At 33.2% G+C, this 19100-nt stretch carries 20 protein-coding genes; 7 read left to right on the top strand and 13 right to left on the bottom strand.

Annotated features, from left to right (window positions below):
* Window positions 1-62: 62 nt before the first annotated feature.
* A complete protein-coding gene (rplT, locus tag IQ05_RS10785) occupies window positions 63-407 on the top strand; it encodes a 50S ribosomal protein L20 (protein ID WP_086453231.1) in 345 nt (114 codons plus the stop codon).
* 84 nt (window positions 408-491) lie between these two features.
* On the opposite strand, the gene IQ05_RS10790 is transcribed toward rplT, so the two are convergent.
* Window positions 492-1160, bottom strand: a complete 669-nt coding sequence (locus IQ05_RS10790; RefSeq protein WP_144892831.1) for a hypothetical protein — start codon at window positions 1158-1160, stop codon at window positions 492-494.
* A 356-nt stretch (window positions 1161-1516) separates the two neighbouring features.
* On the opposite strand from IQ05_RS10790, the gene IQ05_RS10795 reads away from it, so the two are divergent.
* The 5 genes from IQ05_RS10795 to IQ05_RS10815 are packed head-to-tail and all read left to right on the top strand — an operon-like array spanning window position 1517 to window position 6788.
* Window positions 1517-2779 (top strand): chloride channel protein, encoded by a 1263-nt coding sequence (locus IQ05_RS10795; RefSeq protein WP_144892833.1) that lies wholly within the window; start codon window positions 1517-1519, stop codon window positions 2777-2779.
* A 59-nt stretch (window positions 2780-2838) separates the two neighbouring features.
* The gene (locus IQ05_RS10800) at window positions 2839-3843 is read left to right on the top strand and encodes a DHH family phosphoesterase (RefSeq protein ID WP_144892835.1); all 1005 of its coding nucleotides are present in this window, start codon (window positions 2839-2841) and stop codon (window positions 3841-3843) included.
* Window positions 3844-3847: 4 nt separating this feature from the next.
* The gene (gene gldI / locus IQ05_RS10805) at window positions 3848-4501 is read left to right on the top strand and encodes a gliding motility-associated peptidyl-prolyl isomerase GldI (protein ID WP_144892838.1); all 654 of its coding nucleotides are present in this window, start codon (window positions 3848-3850) and stop codon (window positions 4499-4501) included.
* A gap of 14 nt (window positions 4502-4515) precedes the next feature.
* Window positions 4516-5634, top strand: a complete 1119-nt coding sequence (locus tag IQ05_RS10810) for a peptidylprolyl isomerase (protein ID WP_144892840.1) — start codon at window positions 4516-4518, stop codon at window positions 5632-5634.
* A gap of 20 nt (window positions 5635-5654) precedes the next feature.
* Complete coding sequence (locus IQ05_RS10815; RefSeq protein ID WP_144892842.1) at window positions 5655-6788, top strand: peptidylprolyl isomerase; 1134 nt, start codon at window positions 5655-5657, stop codon at window positions 6786-6788.
* Between the two features lie 60 nt (window positions 6789-6848).
* On the opposite strand, the gene IQ05_RS10820 is transcribed toward IQ05_RS10815, so the two are convergent.
* Window positions 6849-7289, bottom strand: a complete 441-nt coding sequence (locus IQ05_RS10820) for a hypothetical protein (RefSeq protein ID WP_086453237.1) — start codon at window positions 7287-7289, stop codon at window positions 6849-6851.
* A gap of 272 nt (window positions 7290-7561) precedes the next feature.
* Here IQ05_RS10820 and IQ05_RS10825 point away from each other — a divergent pair, with 272 nt between their 5' ends.
* Complete coding sequence (locus tag IQ05_RS10825; RefSeq protein ID WP_144892844.1) at window positions 7562-10387, top strand: M16 family metallopeptidase; 2826 nt, start codon at window positions 7562-7564, stop codon at window positions 10385-10387.
* Between the two features lie 115 nt (window positions 10388-10502).
* Here IQ05_RS10825 and IQ05_RS10830 read toward each other — a convergent pair whose 3' ends face one another.
* From IQ05_RS10830 to IQ05_RS10880, 11 genes are all read right to left on the bottom strand, one after another.
* Window positions 10503-10859: a hypothetical protein gene (locus IQ05_RS10830; protein ID WP_144892846.1), complete on the bottom strand. Its 357-nt coding sequence runs from the start codon at window positions 10857-10859 to the stop codon at window positions 10503-10505.
* A 9-nt stretch (window positions 10860-10868) separates the two neighbouring features.
* Window positions 10869-12047 (bottom strand): AIR synthase related protein, encoded by a 1179-nt coding sequence (locus tag IQ05_RS10835; RefSeq protein ID WP_144892848.1) that lies wholly within the window; start codon window positions 12045-12047, stop codon window positions 10869-10871.
* A gap of 98 nt (window positions 12048-12145) precedes the next feature.
* Window positions 12146-12571: an OmpA family protein gene (locus tag IQ05_RS10840; RefSeq protein WP_144892850.1), complete on the bottom strand. Its 426-nt coding sequence runs from the start codon at window positions 12569-12571 to the stop codon at window positions 12146-12148.
* The gene (locus IQ05_RS10845; protein ID WP_158634585.1) at window positions 12537-12947 is read right to left on the bottom strand and encodes an OmpA family protein; all 411 of its coding nucleotides are present in this window, start codon (window positions 12945-12947) and stop codon (window positions 12537-12539) included. The genes IQ05_RS10840 and IQ05_RS10845 overlap by 35 nt, the downstream gene beginning before the upstream one ends.
* A 210-nt stretch (window positions 12948-13157) precedes the next feature.
* The gene (locus IQ05_RS10850) at window positions 13158-14651 is read right to left on the bottom strand and encodes a carboxypeptidase-like regulatory domain-containing protein (protein WP_144892854.1); all 1494 of its coding nucleotides are present in this window, start codon (window positions 14649-14651) and stop codon (window positions 13158-13160) included.
* A 43-nt stretch (window positions 14652-14694) separates the two neighbouring features.
* Window positions 14695-16083, bottom strand: coding sequence for a CsgG/HfaB family protein (locus tag IQ05_RS10855; RefSeq protein ID WP_144892856.1), 1389 nt, complete (start codon window positions 16081-16083; stop codon window positions 14695-14697).
* 1 nt (window position 16084) lies between these two features.
* Window positions 16085-16489, bottom strand: a complete 405-nt coding sequence (locus IQ05_RS10860) for a curli assembly protein CsgF (protein WP_144892858.1) — start codon at window positions 16487-16489, stop codon at window positions 16085-16087.
* A gap of 16 nt (window positions 16490-16505) precedes the next feature.
* A complete protein-coding gene (locus IQ05_RS10865; protein ID WP_317133641.1) occupies window positions 16506-16826 on the bottom strand; it encodes a CsgE family curli-type amyloid fiber assembly protein in 321 nt (106 codons plus the stop codon).
* 5 nt (window positions 16827-16831) lie between these two features.
* Window positions 16832-17140, bottom strand: a complete 309-nt coding sequence (locus IQ05_RS10870) for a hypothetical protein (protein WP_244289560.1) — start codon at window positions 17138-17140, stop codon at window positions 16832-16834.
* A 95-nt stretch (window positions 17141-17235) separates the two neighbouring features.
* Window positions 17236-17766: a hypothetical protein gene (locus tag IQ05_RS10875; protein ID WP_144892862.1), complete on the bottom strand. Its 531-nt coding sequence runs from the start codon at window positions 17764-17766 to the stop codon at window positions 17236-17238.
* A 68-nt stretch (window positions 17767-17834) separates the two neighbouring features.
* A complete protein-coding gene (locus IQ05_RS10880) occupies window positions 17835-18719 on the bottom strand; it encodes a hypothetical protein (protein ID WP_144892864.1) in 885 nt (294 codons plus the stop codon).
* Window positions 18720-19100: the final 381 nt, after the last annotated feature.

Below are 19100 nucleotides of genomic sequence, written 5' to 3' on the forward strand. Positions count from 1 at the left end.
TATGGCTTTTAAGTTCCTTTGATTCAATTCAGGACGCCTGCTACAAAAAAAACAATAAAATTATGCCAAGATCGGTAAATTCAGTTGCTAAAAGAGCAAGAAGAAAAAAAATAATGAAGCAAGCCAAAGGTTTCTTTGGTAGACGTAAAAACGTTTGGACAGTTGCTAAGAATGCGGTAGAGAAAGCAATGTGCTACGCTTACCGTGATAGAAAAGTGAACAAAAGAAATTTCCGTTCTTTATGGATTCAACGTATCAACGCTGGAGCTAGATTAGAAGGAATGTCTTATTCACAATTCATGGGTAAAGTTAAAGCTAACGGAATCGAATTGAACCGTAAAGTTCTTGCAGATTTAGCTATGAACCACCCAGAAGCTTTCAAAGCAGTACTTAATAAAGTAAAATAAACGTTTTATAAACTCAATTTAGATTACTTACTTATAAAAAAAACCTCAATCAATGATTGAGGTTTTTTTGTATAACTTATTATACTATTCTTTAATGAGGATTATTGTGGCTTTAAAACCAGTTCCTAAGTTCCATTGACTTGCGGATATCAAAGCCCCTTTATCATCATAGACTTTAAATTCTGCCGTGTTTGGCCCAGAACTTCCTTGATTTAATGCTACAAAATCAATTTTATTAAAACCTTTTTCTAAAACTATTTCAAAGCCTTTAAAATTACTATCTAAATTCACTTGGTTTTGAATGACTTTATCATTTAGAAAAACTCGTATTAAATCACCATCAACATACGCAGCATCACGATACATAATCTTTGCCGAGACAGAGCCTGTGGTGTAGTTCCCTAAGTTTTGATTTCTTCGATATACAATCCCTTCTGGATTATCTTCTTTCTTATTCAATTTATCTCTGTAGACATCTCCCGGGTTTATAAACTCGCTTGTTGGTATCATCGAAATAGGCTTTAATGGCTTCGTTTCGGGAATACTTGTCAGATTTGGGTTTGTTACGGGTGGTTTAACATTCGGCTTAGGCGAATTGATAGGAGGAATATCAATTTTAGGAGGAATTGTTTTCTTTATCTTTGGGGCGTTATTTTTAGGCGGAATTGCTTTGAACTTGGAATTAAATTCACTCTGAGCAAAACCACTGTAAAATGAACCAATTAGTATCATTGTAAATAAAATCCTTTTCATAATTTGTGGTGCAATCATTATAAGTTCTATTAAGTTTTAAAAATAGGAAACCATACTTTTAAATTCAAAAACCAAGCCAATTTTTAACTTTCATTTATAACTCTAGATAGATCCAAATAGTATTTTGCCACACTTTTAATTTTAATCTATTGAAGAAAATCATGCCTAGAACTATTATTACAATTGTTTTAAAATATTTTTCAAAATATCAAGACCAAAGTGCTATGAAAATGAATTACACGAGGCACGTCAAATGTTTTTTTCATGAATTGAAACGAATGATCACAAAAAAAATGTTACAAGAAATCATAATATGGCTTTAAATAATACTTTTGTAAGCTGTAACTCTTAAACAGATGGATTTTTCTAAATATCAACAAAAAATAGCATCCCTATTATTGTGGTCCCTCATTTGTATCCTTATTGGGATATTCTCGGGATCAGCCTCTGCCCTGCTATTGTTTAGCCTTGATTGGGTTACACGATTATTTACGGTGCACAAAATGTTATTTTGGTTGCTTCCAATAGGCGGGCTCGCAATAGGATTATTGTACCACTACCTAGGCAACGAAAGTTACAAAGGAAATAATCTACTTTTGATGGCTTATGAAAATCCTGAAACAAGAGTTCCTTTACGAATGGGATTTTTGGTTTTTTTGGGCACATTAATAACTCATCTTTTGGGAGGATCTGCAGGTAGAGAAGGTACTGCAGTTCAAATGGGAGGAGCAATAGCATATCAATTCAATAAAATAAAAAAAATCTCTAAAAAGGAATCTCAAATATTAATACTTCTCGGAATTAGTGCGGGATTTGCATCGGTTTTTGGAACACCTCTAGCAGGCGCAATTTTTGCATTAGAAATTGTCTGTTTTAAAAGAATAAATTTAAAAAGCATCTTATCTGTATTTTTAGTAGCCTTTATAGCGAATTATACCGTAGACCTTTGGCAAATAGAACATAGCGTTTATTATATTTTTGAAATTCCAAATATCACATTTAAAACACTTTTATGGGTTTTAGTTGCTGGACTTCTTTTTGGCTTGACCGCAATGCTTTATTCAAAAAGTGCTCATTACTGGAATCGATTGTTTAGCGTTACTTTTCCATTTGCTCCTTGGAGACCGCTTGTGGGAGGCTCATTTCTTGTTATACTTTTTTATTGTTTTGATATGACACGCTATACAGGACTAGGACTACCCGTAATTGCAGAATCCTTTACAACTACTAGTTTGCCAAAAGATTTTTTATTAAAAATAATTATAACCGGAATCACATTAGGAAGTGGTTTTAAGGGTGGAGAAGTTACTCCGTTATTTTTTATAGGAGCAACTCTGGGTAGCGCTTTATCTCTAGTAGTTCCCTTACCCGTAAGCTTACTGGCAGGGATGGGATTTGTCGCCTTATTATCTGGTGCTACGCATACACCTATAGCTTGCACCTTAATGGGGATAGAACTTTTTGGGATTGAGGCTGGTTTATTTTTATGTATTGCTTGTAGTATGGCCTATTTTTGTTCAGGTTCTACGGGGATTTACACATCTCAATTAAGAATAGGACTAAAATATACGTTGTATGCTTTTTGCTTGAAAAAAATACGGTTATTAAGAGGTATATAATTTGGTAATTTGTAGAAATGATTTCAACATTAGATTAAAAAAATGTAATTTCGCAATCTATGAAAATACAAGACATTCAAGCCGTACAAGAGTTGTTATCAACGCCTAAAAAAATTGCAATAATCCCGCACCGAGGTCCAGATGGTGATGCGATGGGTTCTACATTAGGACTTTATCATTTTTTACTAAAAAACCACCACTACCCTACTGTAATTTCTCCTAATGAGTTCCCTGATTTTCTAGCTTGGATGCCGGGAGCTGACAAAATTAAAATTTACGAGAAAGATAGAGAAAACTGCACAGCACTATTACAAGAAGCTGAACTAATTTTTACATTAGATTTTAATGCTTTGCACAGAACTGGAGAAATGGAAAATGTGTTAGCACAGCTTCAATCTCCATTTATCATGATTGATCATCATCAAAATCCAGATGACTACGCTGCTGTTACTTATTCTGACACTGCATTTGGATCTACTTGTGAAATGCTTTATAATTTTATTACCGCATTAGGTAAAAAAGATGACATCGATTTCACAATAGGTACTTGTATCTATACGGGAATACTTACTGATTCAGGTTCGTTTAAATTTCCAAAAACCACTGGAACAACACATAGAATTGTAGCTGAACTAATTGATTTAGGCGTACAAAATACAGAAATACCGAGTTTACTATTTGACAATAGCTCTTATGGAAGACTCCAAATATTAGGTAGAGCGCTTCAAAACATGATTATTCATCCCGAACATAAAACAGCGTATACAACTCTAACACAAGATGAATTGAACTCGTTTAATTATGTAAAAGGAGACACTGAGGGAATTGTAAATTATGGTCTAAGCATACAAGGAATACATTTTGCAGCTATCTTTATAGAAAATAAAGAAGAAAAAATTATTAAAATTTCGTTTCGTTCACAAGGTGATTTTGATGTTAATCAATTTGCAAGAGAAAATTTTAACGGCGGTGGACATCGCAATGCAGCTGGAGGAAAATCAGAACTTACGATGGAAGAAACCCAAAAGAAATTTGAAGATTTACTAACAAAAATAAGCATCTAAACCCATGAAAAACAGCAGCCTACTTGCAGTTATATTCTTTTTATTTCTTGTACTTTCGGGGTGCAAACAGCATCAGGATGCTAGAAGACCTATCTCCCAATCGTCTGGGAGTTTTATGAAAAAATCGATTCTGCGCAATAAAAAATTGGTTGCAACAGAGGAAAGTCAGATACAAAACGTTATCAAAAACAATCCAAGTGTAGTATACTTGGCTTCTAATAAAGGGTATTGGTATTCTTATGAAGTAAGAAATACAATTGATAACCTCACTCCTAAAAAAGGAGACGTTGCTTTGTTTGACTATGAAATTAAAGATTTAAAAGGAACTTTGATTTACTCTCAAGAAGAACTAAAACCACAAGTATATTATGTTGATAAACAAAACATCATGATGGGATTGCGTGACGGAATCAAATTAATGCATCGTAATGAGAAAGTAAATTTTTTATTCCCCTCAAATATGGCTTACGGTTATCATGGAGACGATAAAAAAATAAATACAAACCAACCGATTATATGTACCGTTACATTGCGAGATTTTAAAACCGAAGTGGCGTATAAAAAAGAAGTTCTACAAACTATTGCACCTACAACAAACGTTATTGCAAAAAAAGCCTCGACACCTGTAACCAAAGAAAAAGATACTATAACTCCATAACAATTAATTTAGAAATGAAAAAAAAGATCGTAATTGCGCTCCTAGCGATAGCCTCATTGTATTCCTGTAAAAATGATCATTCCAATTTACCTGATGGATTGTATGCTCAAATTGAAACTAACAAAGGGGAGATTATTGTACAACTGGATTTTGAAAAAGCGCCAATAACCGTTGCAAACTATGTGGCACTTGCCGAAGGAAAAAATGAGTTTGTAACGAATGAAAATTTAAAAAAGAAGCCTTTTTTTGATGGTTTAAAATTTCATAGAGTCATTGCTGATTTTATGATACAAACTGGGGACCCACTAGGAACTGGATCAGGAGATACAGGATATAAATTTAAGGATGAATTCAATGACTTAAGATTTGACAAAGGTGGAGTTCTAGCTATGGCCAATAATGGACCTATGACAAATAGCAGTCAATTTTTTATCACACATCTTGCAACCCCTTGGTTAGACGGGAAGCATACCATTTTTGGTCATGTGGTAGAAAAAGGCATGGAAATTGTCAATAAAATTCAACAAGATGATTACATAAAATCTGTAACGATCATTAGAAATGGTGAAGCAGCTAAGAAATTTAATGCCGTAAAAGTTTTTACCGACTATTTTGCAGTGGAATCTGAAAATCAAAAGAAAAAAGCCGCTATTGAAGCTGAAAATAAGCGCGTATATAATGAAAAATACAAAGTGGTAAGAGAGCAAAAAGTAGCAAGTTTTGCTGCATTGAAAGCAAAAGCTACAACAACCCCTTCCGGTTTACAATATATAATTACTAAAAAAAGCGGAGGTAAAAAACCATCTAACGGCACTCCAGTATTTATACATTATGCTGGATTTCTTGAGGATGGAGAGCTTTTTGATGCAAGTATTGAAAGTGTTTCAAAAGCATTTGGAAAATACGATGAAAACAGAGCTGCTCAAAATGGGTATCAACCTATTCCTTTTCAAGCAGGAAGAAAAGATGGCATGATTCCTGGTTTCATTGAAGGAATAGAACAATTATCTTTTGGAGACAAGGCTGTAATTTTTATTCCGTCCCGTTTGGGATATGGTGCTGCTGGTGCAGGAGGAGTTATACCGCCAAACGCAAATATTATTTTTGAAATTGAACTTTTAGAAAAAAATTAATATACATAAAATTATAGAAGATGAAATTTAAATATCTGTTTTTACTACTTCTGGGATGTATTACTATCCAAGCTCAAACCGGAAAAAAAATAACACCAGTAAAAAAACCAACTACAACAGCAAAGGCAATTGTAAAAAAGCCAACTGAAACAGAAGGTATATTTGTGACTATTGCTACTAATAAAGGAAACATAGAATTAGAACTTGCGTACCAAAAAACACCCGTGACAGTAGCAAATTTTATTGCACTTGCCGAAGGAAAAAACACATTTGTAAAACCCGAAAACCTAAAAGGCAAACCTTTTTTTGATGGTTTAAAATTTCACCGTGTTATCAAAGACTTCATGATCCAAGGTGGCGATCCCTCTGGCAATGGATCAGGAGGTCCTGGATATGCTTTTAAAGATGAAATTACTGATTTAAAACACAATAAACCAGGTATCTTATCCATGGCAAATTCTGGACCTGCAACAAATGGAAGCCAATTTTTTATCACACACAAAGAAACCCCTTGGTTAGACGGTAAACATACCGTTTTTGGACATGTAACTTCTGGAATGGAAATTGTAAACGCTATCGCGCAAGATGATGTGATTACAAAAGTAACCGTGGTTAGAAAAGGAGCATTGGCAAAGAAATTTGATGCCGTTAAAGTAATATCAGACTATTTTAATTTCAAAACTGAAGATCAAAAAAAGATTGAGGCTGTTAAAGCTGCAAAGAAAACTTACCTATCTACAATAAAAGCTACCGCTACTACCACTCCATCTGGATTAGCTTACAAGATAGTTGAAAAAGGAACAGGTGTAAAACCTGTCAATGGCGCTACATTTTATTTTAATTATGCTGGCTATTTTGAAGATGGTTCTTTATTTGATAGCAGTTATGAGAATGTGAATAAAGCCTATGGTAAGTATGATGAAAGAAGAGCGGCTCAAAACGGATACAAAGCATTTCCTTTCGTAGCAGGAAAAAAAGACGGTATGATTCCTGGCTTTATTGAAGGTCTTGAAAATATGTCATTTGGTGATAAAGCAGTAGTTTTTATACCTTCAAATCTGGCTTATGGTGAACGAGGCGCTAATGGTGTGATACCGCCAAATACCATGCTTATTTTTGAATTAGAAATGCTTGAAAAGGAACCCGTAAAATAAATTAAAATCAAAAAAAACACCGATGATATCTTAAATTTCATCGGTGTTTTTTTTATAAATCTATTTTTTCCCGAATTTCCAATCAAACTCATCTTTTTGATTGATAATTGCTCCCAATTCAAATTTTACAACCTCATCAAACTCGGTTTGAAAAATCATCCAATTTTCTTCATTGAAATAATTCTCAAAAGTATCAAATTCTTCTTGAGTAAATTTAGTTATCGACTTGCTCACTAAATCTTTTTTAACATCACTAATTTTTTTATTGATGATTTTGTTACCAAAAAGCTCAAGTTCTGGGCTTGATGCAACGATGTATCCTAATTTAAAATCTTCTTCAACATAAAAAGTCAAACGCATTTTTAAAGAGTTGTATGCATAAATAATATTGTCATCCTCGTCCTTATAGTTTCGGTTTGGTTTTCCGTAAATAGCGGTAACATCATTTTGTTTCATTCCAAAAATGAGTTTATCAATTCCGTTTTTTGTATTTATTTTCATTATGTTTTACTTTAAAATTAAAATAGTGAGGCAAAGATACTTCATTATTAGAAAATCAATCAGGACTATTGAGGTTTTAATCTCTATTTATTTCCATAAAAAGAAGTTTAGCCATCAAGTTATACAGATTTAAACTTTTAAAATAACAGGAATACTACTCCACAGAATTGTTCAAATAAAGATAGTAATAAAACAGAGTTGCGTATCATTGTACTCATTTATTTCTTACTTTTAAACTCCAAAAAACAATATCTTAAAATTAAATTTTCTCTATGAAAACAAACAAGTTGCTCCTGTATTGCTTAGTAGTTCTTAGTGCAATAAATTCCTACTCCCAAAAAAAAGGTTCAAAAGAATTTAAAGTTGATTTTGAAAAATTCACTTTAGACAATGGCTTACAAGTCATTTTGCATATTGATAAATCAGATCCTGTTGTTGCTGTTGCACTAACAAGTCATGTGGGTTCGGCAAGAGAAATACAAGGAAGAACTGGATTTGCACATTTATTTGAACATTTACTTTTCCTTGAATCTGAAAATTTAGGAAAAGGAGGGCTTGATAAAATGAGTGCTCGCATAGGCGGAGAGGGTGCAAATGGATCTACTAGCCGAGATAGAACCAATTATTTTCAAACTGTACCAAAAGATGCACTTGAAAAAATGATTTGGGCTGAAGCTGACAAGCTTGGTTTTTTTATCAACACCGTTACGGAACCCGTTTTAGCAAAAGAAAAACAAGTAGTAAAAAACGAAAAAAGGCAAAGTTATGACAACAAGCCTTATGGTCATAATTTCTCTGTGATTTCAAAAAATTTATATCCACCTACACATCCTTACAACTGGGATGTAATAGGATCTCTTGAAGATTTACAGAACGCAACATTAGATGATGTTAAGAATTTTTACAAGCGCTGGTATGTCCCTAACAATGTCACACTAACAATTGCAGGAGATATTGATGTAAACCAAACCAAAATTTGGGTAGAAAAATATTTTGGCGAAATAAAACGTGGCGTCGCTATCCCAAAAATGGAAAAACAAGCTGTTGTGTTACCTGCTACCAAAAAACTTTACTACGAAGACAATTTTGCAAAACTTCCACAACTTACTCTTACATGGCCATCAGTTTATGAATACCATCCAGACAGCTATGCCCTAGAAGTTCTTGCAAATTATCTTTCAAAAGGTAAAAAAGCCCCTTTGTACAAAACCTTAGTAGAAGATAAAAAAGTTACTGACGCAGCAGATGCTTTTCAGTACAACTCTGAAATAGCTGGACAATATATGCTTAGTGTTACCGCTTTTGATAAAACAAATTTAAATGAGGTCATGGATGGTGTCAACGAAGCTTTTGCAAAATTTGAAACTGAAGGTATTTCGCAACAAGATTTAGATAGGATTAAAGCAGGACAAGAAACTGCTTTTTATAACAATTTATCAAGTGTACTTGGAAAAGGATTTCAGTTAGCACAGTATGAAATATTCGCTGGAACACCTGAATATATTAATCAAGATGTCAAAAATATCCTTGCAGTAACTCGTGCTGATGTAATGCGCGTGTTTAAAAAATACATTCAAAACAAACCATTTGTAGCAACTAGTTTTGTTCCAAAAGGTGAAAAAAATTTAATTTTAGCTGGGTCAATACTAGCCGATGTAGTTGAAGAAAAAATCATTGAAGGCAAAGAAGACTCTTTTGATGCAAGTATAGCAGCTAGTTACGAAAAAACTCCTTCGGAATTTGACCGAAGCATTGAACCAGCATACGGCGCTAGTCCAGATGTAATTTTACCAGTTGTTTGGAAAGATAAAATGCCATCAGGAATGTCTATATTAGGAATTGAAAATTACGAAGTGCCGTTAGTACAATTTCAATTGCAAATTAAAGGAGGCTTATTGCTAGAAAATTCAGAAAAAATTGGAGTTTCAAACATGCTTGCTGAGCTTATGACCAAAGGAACCGCAAATAAAACACCTGAACAATTAGAAAATGCTATTGAGAGTCTTGGCGCTACCATAAAAGCAACAGCAAGTGATGAAGCTATTTCAATTTACGGTACCACACTAGCAAAAAACTATACCGCTACTATGGCATTAGTACAAGAAATTTTATTGCAACCACGATGGGATACCAAAGAATTTGAACTTATAAAACAAAGTACACTGAGTCAAATAATGCAGCAAAAAGCAGATCCTAATAGTATTGCGAGAATTGAGTTTAAAAAATTACTTTTTGGCACATCTATTTTATCTAATAATCGAATTGGAACTGAAAAAACCGTTATTTCAATCACCATTGATGACTTGAAAAACTATTTCACTACGAATATGTCTCCTTCAAATGTTAATTTTCATGTAGTTGGGGCCGTGAATAAAAACAGTGTTTCAAACTCCTTAAAAATAATAAGTAAAAATTGGAGTACTAAAAATATTGTTATTCCAACTAATGCCAATACAATAGCTTTTTCAAGCTCACAAGTCTATTTTTATGATGTTCCAGGAGCTAAACAATCTGTAATAAGAATTGGTTATCCCGCTCTTGCAGCTACAGATACGGACTATTATCCAGCTCAAATTTTAAATTACCGTTTGGGAGGAGGAAGTTTTGCATCACAATTAACACAAGAATTACGTGAAGGAAAAGGATACACATATGGTATTAGCTCCATGTTTATGGGATCTGTAAATAAAGGATTTTTTGCCGTTTCGAGTGGTGTTCGTTCTAATGTTACTTTTGAATCTGTTGCATTAGTTAAAGATATATTACAAAAATATGGTGCTAATTTCAATGCAAATGATCTAGATGTTACAAAAAGTTATTTGATCAAAAGTAATGCTAGAGCTTTTGAAACATTATCATCAAAACTTGAAATGCTCTATGACATTAGTAATTACAATTACACGGATGATTACGCAAAAAAACAGGAGAACATTGTAAAAAATATTACAATAGATGATATAAAAACGCTTGCGAAAAAATATTTAGATCCAAATAAAATGATTTATCTCATTGTAGGAGATGCTGAAACGCAATTGAAAAAATTAGAACAATTAGGTTTTGGCGCACCCAAATTAATAAACAGCCCAAAACCAAATTAATAAATCAGCTGTATTACAAAACAAAAAAATAATTTTTCTGATTCACCAGCTAAGTAAAAGTAGCATTTCGAATCAGAAAAATTATTTTTATATCAGGTGAGACTAAAAGGTTTCTCTACTCATTCATTTCATCATAACGTACAGGAACTTGTGGGTCATACAAAGAACATTTAAATTCCTCCAATGTGTCTGAGAGTAAGTTCATAGTTTTCCCATCGGTACCATAGCAATCAATTAAAATACTTTGAGAAGTTGATTTTACTTGAAACGCACCTTTTCCATTTGGATTCTTCCAGCTGTTTTCGTCTACTTTTTCCCAACCTGAAAAAACGGATGACAATCTATTCCAAATTACAGGCACAGGCAATTCCTCTAGTCCTTCAACAAATTGCTCCTCAAGCAATGCCTCGTAAACTAAATGGTGGTTTAAATAAATTCCTTCTTGATATTTCCAAAAGATTAATTCGTACATAAATTATTTTTAATATTCAAAAGTTCCATATTCACTCTTTATGGTAAGCTTTTTTGTTTCAGACTCTTCTACTCTACCTACAATTTGTGCATCAACATGGAACGATTTTGAAATCGCAATAATATCTTGTGCAACTGCCTCAGGAACATAAAGCTCCATTCGATGGCCGCAGTTGAAAACCTGATACATCTCTTTCCAATCTGTTTTTGATTGTTCCTGAATTAATTGAAACAATGGTGGTACAGGAAATAAATTATCCTTTATAATGTGTAGATTTTCTACAAAATGTAAAATCTTGGTTTGGGCACCACCGCTGCAGTGTACCATACCATGTATTTCATTTGACGAATATGTATCTAAAATTTTCTTGATAATAGGCGCATACGTTCGCGTAGGCGAAAGCACTAACTGTCCTGCATCTATAGGCGAATTTGCAACTGCATCTGTTAATTTAACTTGACCCGAATAAATCAGCTCTTCTGGAACTGCAGCATCAAAACTTTCAGGATATTTTGTCGCTAAGTATTTTTCGAAAACATCATGACGAGCTGATGTAAGTCCGTTACTTCCCATTCCGCCATTGTAACTTTTTTCATAAGTTGCTTGACCAAAAGAAGCTAAACCTACAATAACATCGCCTGCTTTAATATTGGCATTATCAATTACTTTTGAACGCTTCATGCGCGCTGTAACCGTTGAATCTACAATTATAGTGCGAACAATATCACCCACGTCAGCCGTTTCACCACCTGTAGAATGAATAGTTACACCATAAGAATCAAGCTCTTTTATTAACTCCTCGGTACCATTAATAATTGCTGAAATTACTTCGGCTGGAATTAGATTTTTATTTCTTCCAATGGTTGATGAAAGTAAAATATTATCAGTTGCTCCTACACACAATAAGTCATCAATATTCATTATTAATGCATCTTGAGCAATTCCTTTCCATACAGAAAGATCACTGGTTTCTTTCCAATACATGTAGGCCAATGAAGATTTAGTACCTGCTCCATCAGCATGCATAATCAGGCAATAGTCCTTGTCTTGTGTTAAATAATCGGGTACAATTTTGCAGAAAGCTTGTGGAAATAAGCCTTTATCAATGTTTTTAATGGCGTTGTGCACATCTTCTTTGGATGCCGAAACACCGCGAAGTGCATACCTTTTTGAAGTATCTGAACTCATTTAATTTAGTTGTGAAGCCTGCTTTTAGGCAGTTAGTTGTGGCGCAAAGATACTAATTTGATTTAGGAATAAGGAACTTGATTTTAGGATTTATTGCACTATTTTTGAAGGATTAAAATCTCTACTCTTCTATTAGCTGCACGTTGTATTTCGTTTTTTTCTGGTAATGTAAAGATAGGTTTATTGCTACCATAACCTTTGTATGCCAATCTCCTTTGTTGAATTCCGTTTTTAATTAAATAATCATGAATCGCTTTTGCGCGACGATTGGATAACTTCACATCATTTGGATCTGGATTACAACAAATATGACCGTGAATTTCAATATTTAAACTGAGTTGTCTCCTCATAATTTGTAACAGCTCATCCAAATTCACCATTGAGGAATTGACCATAACCTCTGAGTTAAATTTAAAATTTATATTTCGTAAAGTAACAAAATCACCTACTTTAGCTTGTTGAATTTGTGAAATTAAGGTGTTGTTATCATTATTGTTTTTTTGGGGATTTAGATAGATCTGCAACCCCACTTTGATTTAATTTACTTACGAATACTTCTTGAATTTTAGAATTAGATTTTTTTTGATAATATACAATTACTTTCCTATTGATAAATTCTTGTGTTGCTCTTATAAAATCTTCTCCAATATTATCAATAACTAGAGTACTATCTAATAAAAAATTGTTGCATATTAAGTGCTTTTGCACGTTTACAGCGCGCCTAAGTGCTAATTGCTTATTGTAATGATTTGATGCAGTACTGTCACAATATCCTTCAATTTTAATCACATTTACTTCTTTATTTTCATCCAACCATTTTTGAAAAACTCTTTGCGAATGAACATTAGGTTGATCTTGGTCTAAATCAAAATACAGTATAAATTTCTCCTGAGAATTCATTTTGAAACACAGCAATAAAAAAAGTACAATACTCCTCATTATTCTTTGTTAAATATTTGATACCTATTTATGCAACCCTTTTTGATTCTAGTTTTCATGATAATTTTTTTTTAATGTAATAAAATACGTGATTTAAAAAACTTATAAATAAACGCAAAAAAGCATCTAATTCGTACTAATTAGATGCTTTTTTTAAATCATTAATTTTATTTATTCCCAATCAGGCATACTTGCATTAGAAAATAAAAGCATTCGAGATCCTCCTACATTATTTGTTGCAGGTGTATATTTTATAATATTTTTAATCGATAAACCATCGTTTGAGGTATTCATCAAAATTAACTCTGCTTCATTGGGGGCGTATCTGACATCTAAATCTAAGGTTCCAATTGGTTTTTCTAGACCAATGTCTGTTATTAGATTTGAACTTAATGTACACTGAAAAACTTTTGTATCCAGTTGTCTGTAATTCGCATCTTCAAACCCTGAAACATCTCTGGTAAAGAGTAATCGCTGCCCATTTATAGAGAAATTCAACCCTCCAGTGGCACCTTGTGTACCAGATAGCACTTGATTTATAACTGTACCTATGGCATTGATAACAAAGATTTCTGTATTGTAACCGCTTGCGTCATTTACTTTCAAGGCAATTTTTGTTCCGTCGTTGCTCCAATCACATTCTGAAATGAATTTTCCATTTGTTGTTTGATAAATTTTGGTCAAGCCACTGCCATCAGCATTAATTTTATACAATTTGTCAAAATAAGGATAGATTAATTGACTGCCTGAGGCGTTCCATGAGAAATTGATAAAGTCCGAGTTAAATCCAGCAATAGGAATAGAGTTAGTGACTTTAAGTATTCCAGATCCATCTGGATTCATAGTATACAAGTGATTTTGCGCGCCACTAGATCGTATAAAAGCAATTTTATTTGATGGAATATTTTTTCTTGGTCTCCAACTATTAGTATTCGATGTTGTAATTTGGACGCTTTTCCCGGTCTCATCGCCAGAAAAAATCACGTTATTGTCACTTATTTTTCTAACAAATAAAAACCTTGCGTTTGGAAAGCCAATCGTTGTAAAAGTTTGGACCGGACTTAGTACTGGAGGATTAATTCCATCGGATACTGCAACTTGCCAAAAATACTTCGTGTTGTACGCTAGATCCTTAAGCAAGTAAGTACTAGTTGTAATGTCTTTGTATACCGTAACCTCATTGCTCGTGTTCTTCCTTAATATAATTTCATACTTCAGAACGTCTTTATCCAGATCTGTAGCTGAGAAATTTAAATTTAATTCTATAGGCTGATCTACAGCATTATCCAAGGGCGAAGTTAACACCGCAGCAGTTGGAGGTTTATTGTTGGATGTTGATAGCTTTAGCTCAAATACAATATTTATTATCTGATCCCTGTTAACCGTTGCAGGTTCAAATTTTGCCAAATAACCTTCCTTTTGCGCTTCTAGAGAATAATCTCCCACCTTTACATTTGTAAGAACAAATTTACCTGCTTCATCTGTAAAAACGATACTTGTACTGGGACTAGAAAACACTTTGACATTAGCTAAAGGTTTAAAATCAATGGCATTGACAATTTTCCCTTCGATAGTCCCGAATTCGTCTCCAGCTAATTTTTCTTCACTGCATGAACTCAAAAAAAACACAAAAAAAAGAGCTTTTATAAGATGGTTAATTTTCATTGTTAAGGTATTATAGTTGAATGAATAGCTCATAGTAATCTTCTTATTTCGTTATTTTTTTTGAAAAAGTATTTTTTTTGCTATTTAAAAAATAATATGTGAGTCCAAAACCAAAACGATAATAAAAATCATCACGCACTCCTCTTATTTGATAGTCAATATTGTCACTAAAGTTTAGATTATGTTCGCCATAAAGTTTGATTCCTATGGCATTTGAAACCATATATTCTAATCCCAGTCCATATTGAGCTTTAGTATGGTTGTTTTCAATTTTTTTGTTTGCACCATAGCCACCACCCGCAAATAGATAGGGTGAAAACTTATCCTTTGGCAAAACCATAAATTCAAGATTAAGATCAAATGTTGCATAACCTACATCTAAAAGATCTTTATTAGCTAATTTCATCACATTAGTAGAAGCACTGACATTGAACGAAGGAGTAAAATAATATTTTAAGGCACCACGACCCATTGGGCGAAACATGGCGTTAGGATAATCTCCATCTATTAGTGCAACACCTCCAGTTAATTCCATTGCGAAACGAGATCTTCTTTCTTGTAATTTCCTGCCATAAATTGCCGTAGTAGCAGCATCTGAATTTTCTTTTTCATACTTAGTTAGGATTGCGTCAACTTCTGGTTTAGGTACATCAGATTCCCAAATTTTTTCTTTGATTCCTTCTAAGACTAAAGTCGCAACTGCTTTTTCAATAGCCTCTGTAACGGCCATTTGCACAGGCTCGTTTGTTGTATATCCCGTTTCTACTTCTAATAATCTTTTGAAATTGACATACTTAAAAAGACTTTGATCGATTGCTTGCGATAAAATTGTTTTTGAAATGTAAACTGATTTTAAAATCTTACCATTTGCGGTAGATACCATTCTTAAATAAACAGTTACACGATCTTGTCTGTATTTAATAGATCCACCAGTACCGAAATAACGCGCTCCAAACCCGCCAGTAATTATATTAGAGTCATAGGAAATAATTCCACCTTCCAGTAGAACACCCGCGTATAATAAAGGTGTAATTTGCGGTACATTAGGATCAACATCTTTGGAATATTCTTGCCGTGTAGACCGAATAAGATTACGTTCTTGCAATAAATTACCAATATTTTCTCTTTCGATGGGAATAAACCATTTTGAATCTTCAAGCGCTTTAATTAAAATTGATGTAGCCCCTTGGGTTACGGCTGTACTAAAATTGCTACCATTTTCAGTGGCTTTGTACTGTCCAGTTTGGTCTCGAAATTTATAAAGCCCAACTACTATGGGCTCTTTAGGCTTGGGCAACTCTTTCAAGAGTGTTGTTGCTGGAGTATTTTCTCCAATTACCGCCTTTTCTACACCAGTAGGTTGATTGTAATATGCTCCACAACTGGAAATTAAAAAAAAAATAAGTAAGGGTACGCATTTTAATGTATTCATATTATCGATTTGGGATGATTACTTGTGTTTGTTCACCTGTTTTAGTATCTAAGATATCTACCGTTAATCCTCCAGACGAAGGATACACCTCTACAGAAAGACTACCAAAAGTGTAGGAACCTATTTTAATACCATCATTACCAAACTGTTGCTTAAACAAGGAGCTCGAAACTTGACTTAAAAGTAGCGAGTTTAAGCTTGATGTAAACCGCTCAAGTTCAGTTTGAGCAGGTTGCGAAATTGATTTGTCTGTAAACTTATTTTGGGACTCCGCCGAACTTGCCAGCCATTGATAATTAAATGTATCACCCCCAAAAGCAGGATTTTTAGGTTTGTATACTAAATCCTGTGCTATTACGGATTGAAAACCAAAAAAAACGATTGTTAAGACATATAATAATCTCATAAGTTTGTAGATAAAATTAATACTGAGTAAAATATTTGTTTTGTTTTTCTAAATTCTTAAGGTGTAAATACGTGGCATAAATAGCTTGTTCACCCATTACATTTAAATATTCTTCATCTGGACGTGCTAAAAATTCATATATAATATCATTCTCTATCGTGATTACTATCTTGGTATTTCTACCAAAACTAAATTCCTCTGTTAAAACGACAATTTTCTTGGCATTAATTTTATACTCATTATAGAGATAAAAATATAAATCGTAAAAATCTTTACCTACTTTAGTCTTCGTTTCATTTGAAATAATTCCTATTATTTCAAAACCGTCGGCAGGAATATTAGCTACGTTGTCTTTTTTTTTTGAGCATTTAGAACTACTCGATCCTTTCCTATTAACTGCTTATTTTCATTATAAAAAAGTAACAAAACAATAACCTCATCTGTATTGCCCAAATTAACTTCTGTTGTTGACAGATTTTTATTTTCACTTGGATTTAAAGAAAAAAATCCTTCTTGAACATTATTTGATTGATTATCATTTACAGTATTTTTTTTAATTACTGATAATTTATAGGATAAGCTCTGTACACCATCCGATAAATTTTCGGCAGTGCCAGTTATTTTTATATTGGTTTCCGTTTTATCTATCACTATTTTTGCTTTTACAACTGTGTTTGTTGTTTGGGAATAAGATGTACAACCCAAAAACAAAAAAATATATAATGAGAAATTAGAGAGTACTATTTTCATAATTTTGAATTATTGATCAATAGTACGGTAGCACCATTTCCTGACTGAATAATTTTTAAATCTCGTGAGATTGAATTGGAACCAAAACTATTGATAGTTAGATTATTCCCTTTTTGCACAAATTCATTTTTGACATCATATCTACTGTAGGAAGCAAAATCGTAAATGGTATTATTATCACCTTGCTGTAGTACTTTTTTTTCAATTGAGAGCGCTTGACTATTCAACAAGATCGTATTATTATTTCCTTTTTGAAACACTGATACAGCAGTAGTATTTGATCTTAATACCGCATTAAAAGTATTATACTCCCCAATCTGTTGCATTTGCACAGTATTATCAAAAGCTTGTTGCTTAGCAGTTGTATTTCCTGATAAGTTAGTTGTAGATAGATATAAAGAACCTTCTTTATCCCCCATTATAGCTATATCTAAGTTTTTACCTGGTGAAGTTTCTGTTCCTTGAGCAGAAATGAGCTGCAACGAAAATAACACAGCAATGACAAAACACAGTACTCGAATTTTCATACTATTGCTTTTAAATTAAAAAAAGATGGAGCAGCTACAAAGCTGCTCCAATCTTCATGATTGATCTATTAGTTACTTTGAGTTACACTAGATACATTGTAATTCCCTTGCTGAGAAACGGTATTGATGTTTCCTGAACTAAATCCTGTTTGCATTGTTGTAGAGGTATTTGATTTTCCCTCTTGCAAAATATTATCTAGATTTTTGAATCCATTTTGTGTAGTTAACGCAATGTTTTCTTTACCATATTGATAATGATTAGCCACATTTCTTTCGGTTAAAGACGTAGCTTTACCAACACTGTTTTGGGTAATAGTTGATTTGTTTTTGTCACCACCTTGACTCGTATAGGCTAGATTGAAGTTGCCGTTTTGAGTTTGAGTAGCTTCGTTGTCTCCATGTGGAGTCATTGGTATAGCTGACGTAAGTGGCACCATAAGTGAAAAAGTCCCAACGGCAGGAATAGGATTATTTCCTGAAGTCCCTTGATCAATAGTGGCTTTGTTATTATTACCTGTTTGTGTTTGGGTAGCATCATCATCCCCAAATAATGAGCCTGTTGCTACTTGAACTTCATCTTGCCAAATCGTGGCATCGTTTTTATCTCCAACTTGTTTTTGGGTAGCTCTGTTATCCCAATTGTTTTGAGAGATGTAAGCACGGTTGTCGTCCCCTTTTTGATCAACATCAGCGATGTTCTTTGCTGAAGCGTTAGCAGAAGACACAAACATTTGCCCTGGAAGTACTCCTTGATAAACAAAAGCATCATTGTTGCTTGTCGCTTGCTTAATTTTAGAACTTTGTGATGTTCCAATTTGATGTACTACCGCACTTTGAGAAGTTCCAGTTTGACCTACCAAACTTGAATTAGCTCCAGCTACTGGACCTGGTTGCGCATAAGATGCTGCTCCTACTAATAGCATCGCGGAGATGCTTAAAACTACTTTTTTCATAATAAATATATTTAATTGGTTGTTAATACAAATTATTATGTAGGTTCAAAAAAGTGATTTGGGATCTTCTTTTTTTAGAAATCAAATGTAATTTCAAAACTTTTTTTTACTTTTTGATTTCCACATTTCAAAGATAGAGAAGCATTTTAAAATCAACCCACGTATAAACACCTGTTTTACAGACGTTTAAACACAAATCCGATTAAGGGTTCATATAAATCGATGAAATACACCAATTAAAAAAGAACACATAGATATTTTTGAAAAATTATTTTTTTTTATGTTTCAAAATTTAAAAAAAATGAAATAGACATATTTAAAAGTATATTTATCGTAATTTATTCATAAACAAAAATTAATGCTTTTTTGATTGTATTCTTT

Origin of the sequence: Flavobacterium tiangeerense, from assembly GCF_007830355.1 — a bacterium.
Lineage (GTDB): Bacteria > Bacteroidota > Bacteroidia > Flavobacteriales > Flavobacteriaceae > Flavobacterium > Flavobacterium tiangeerense.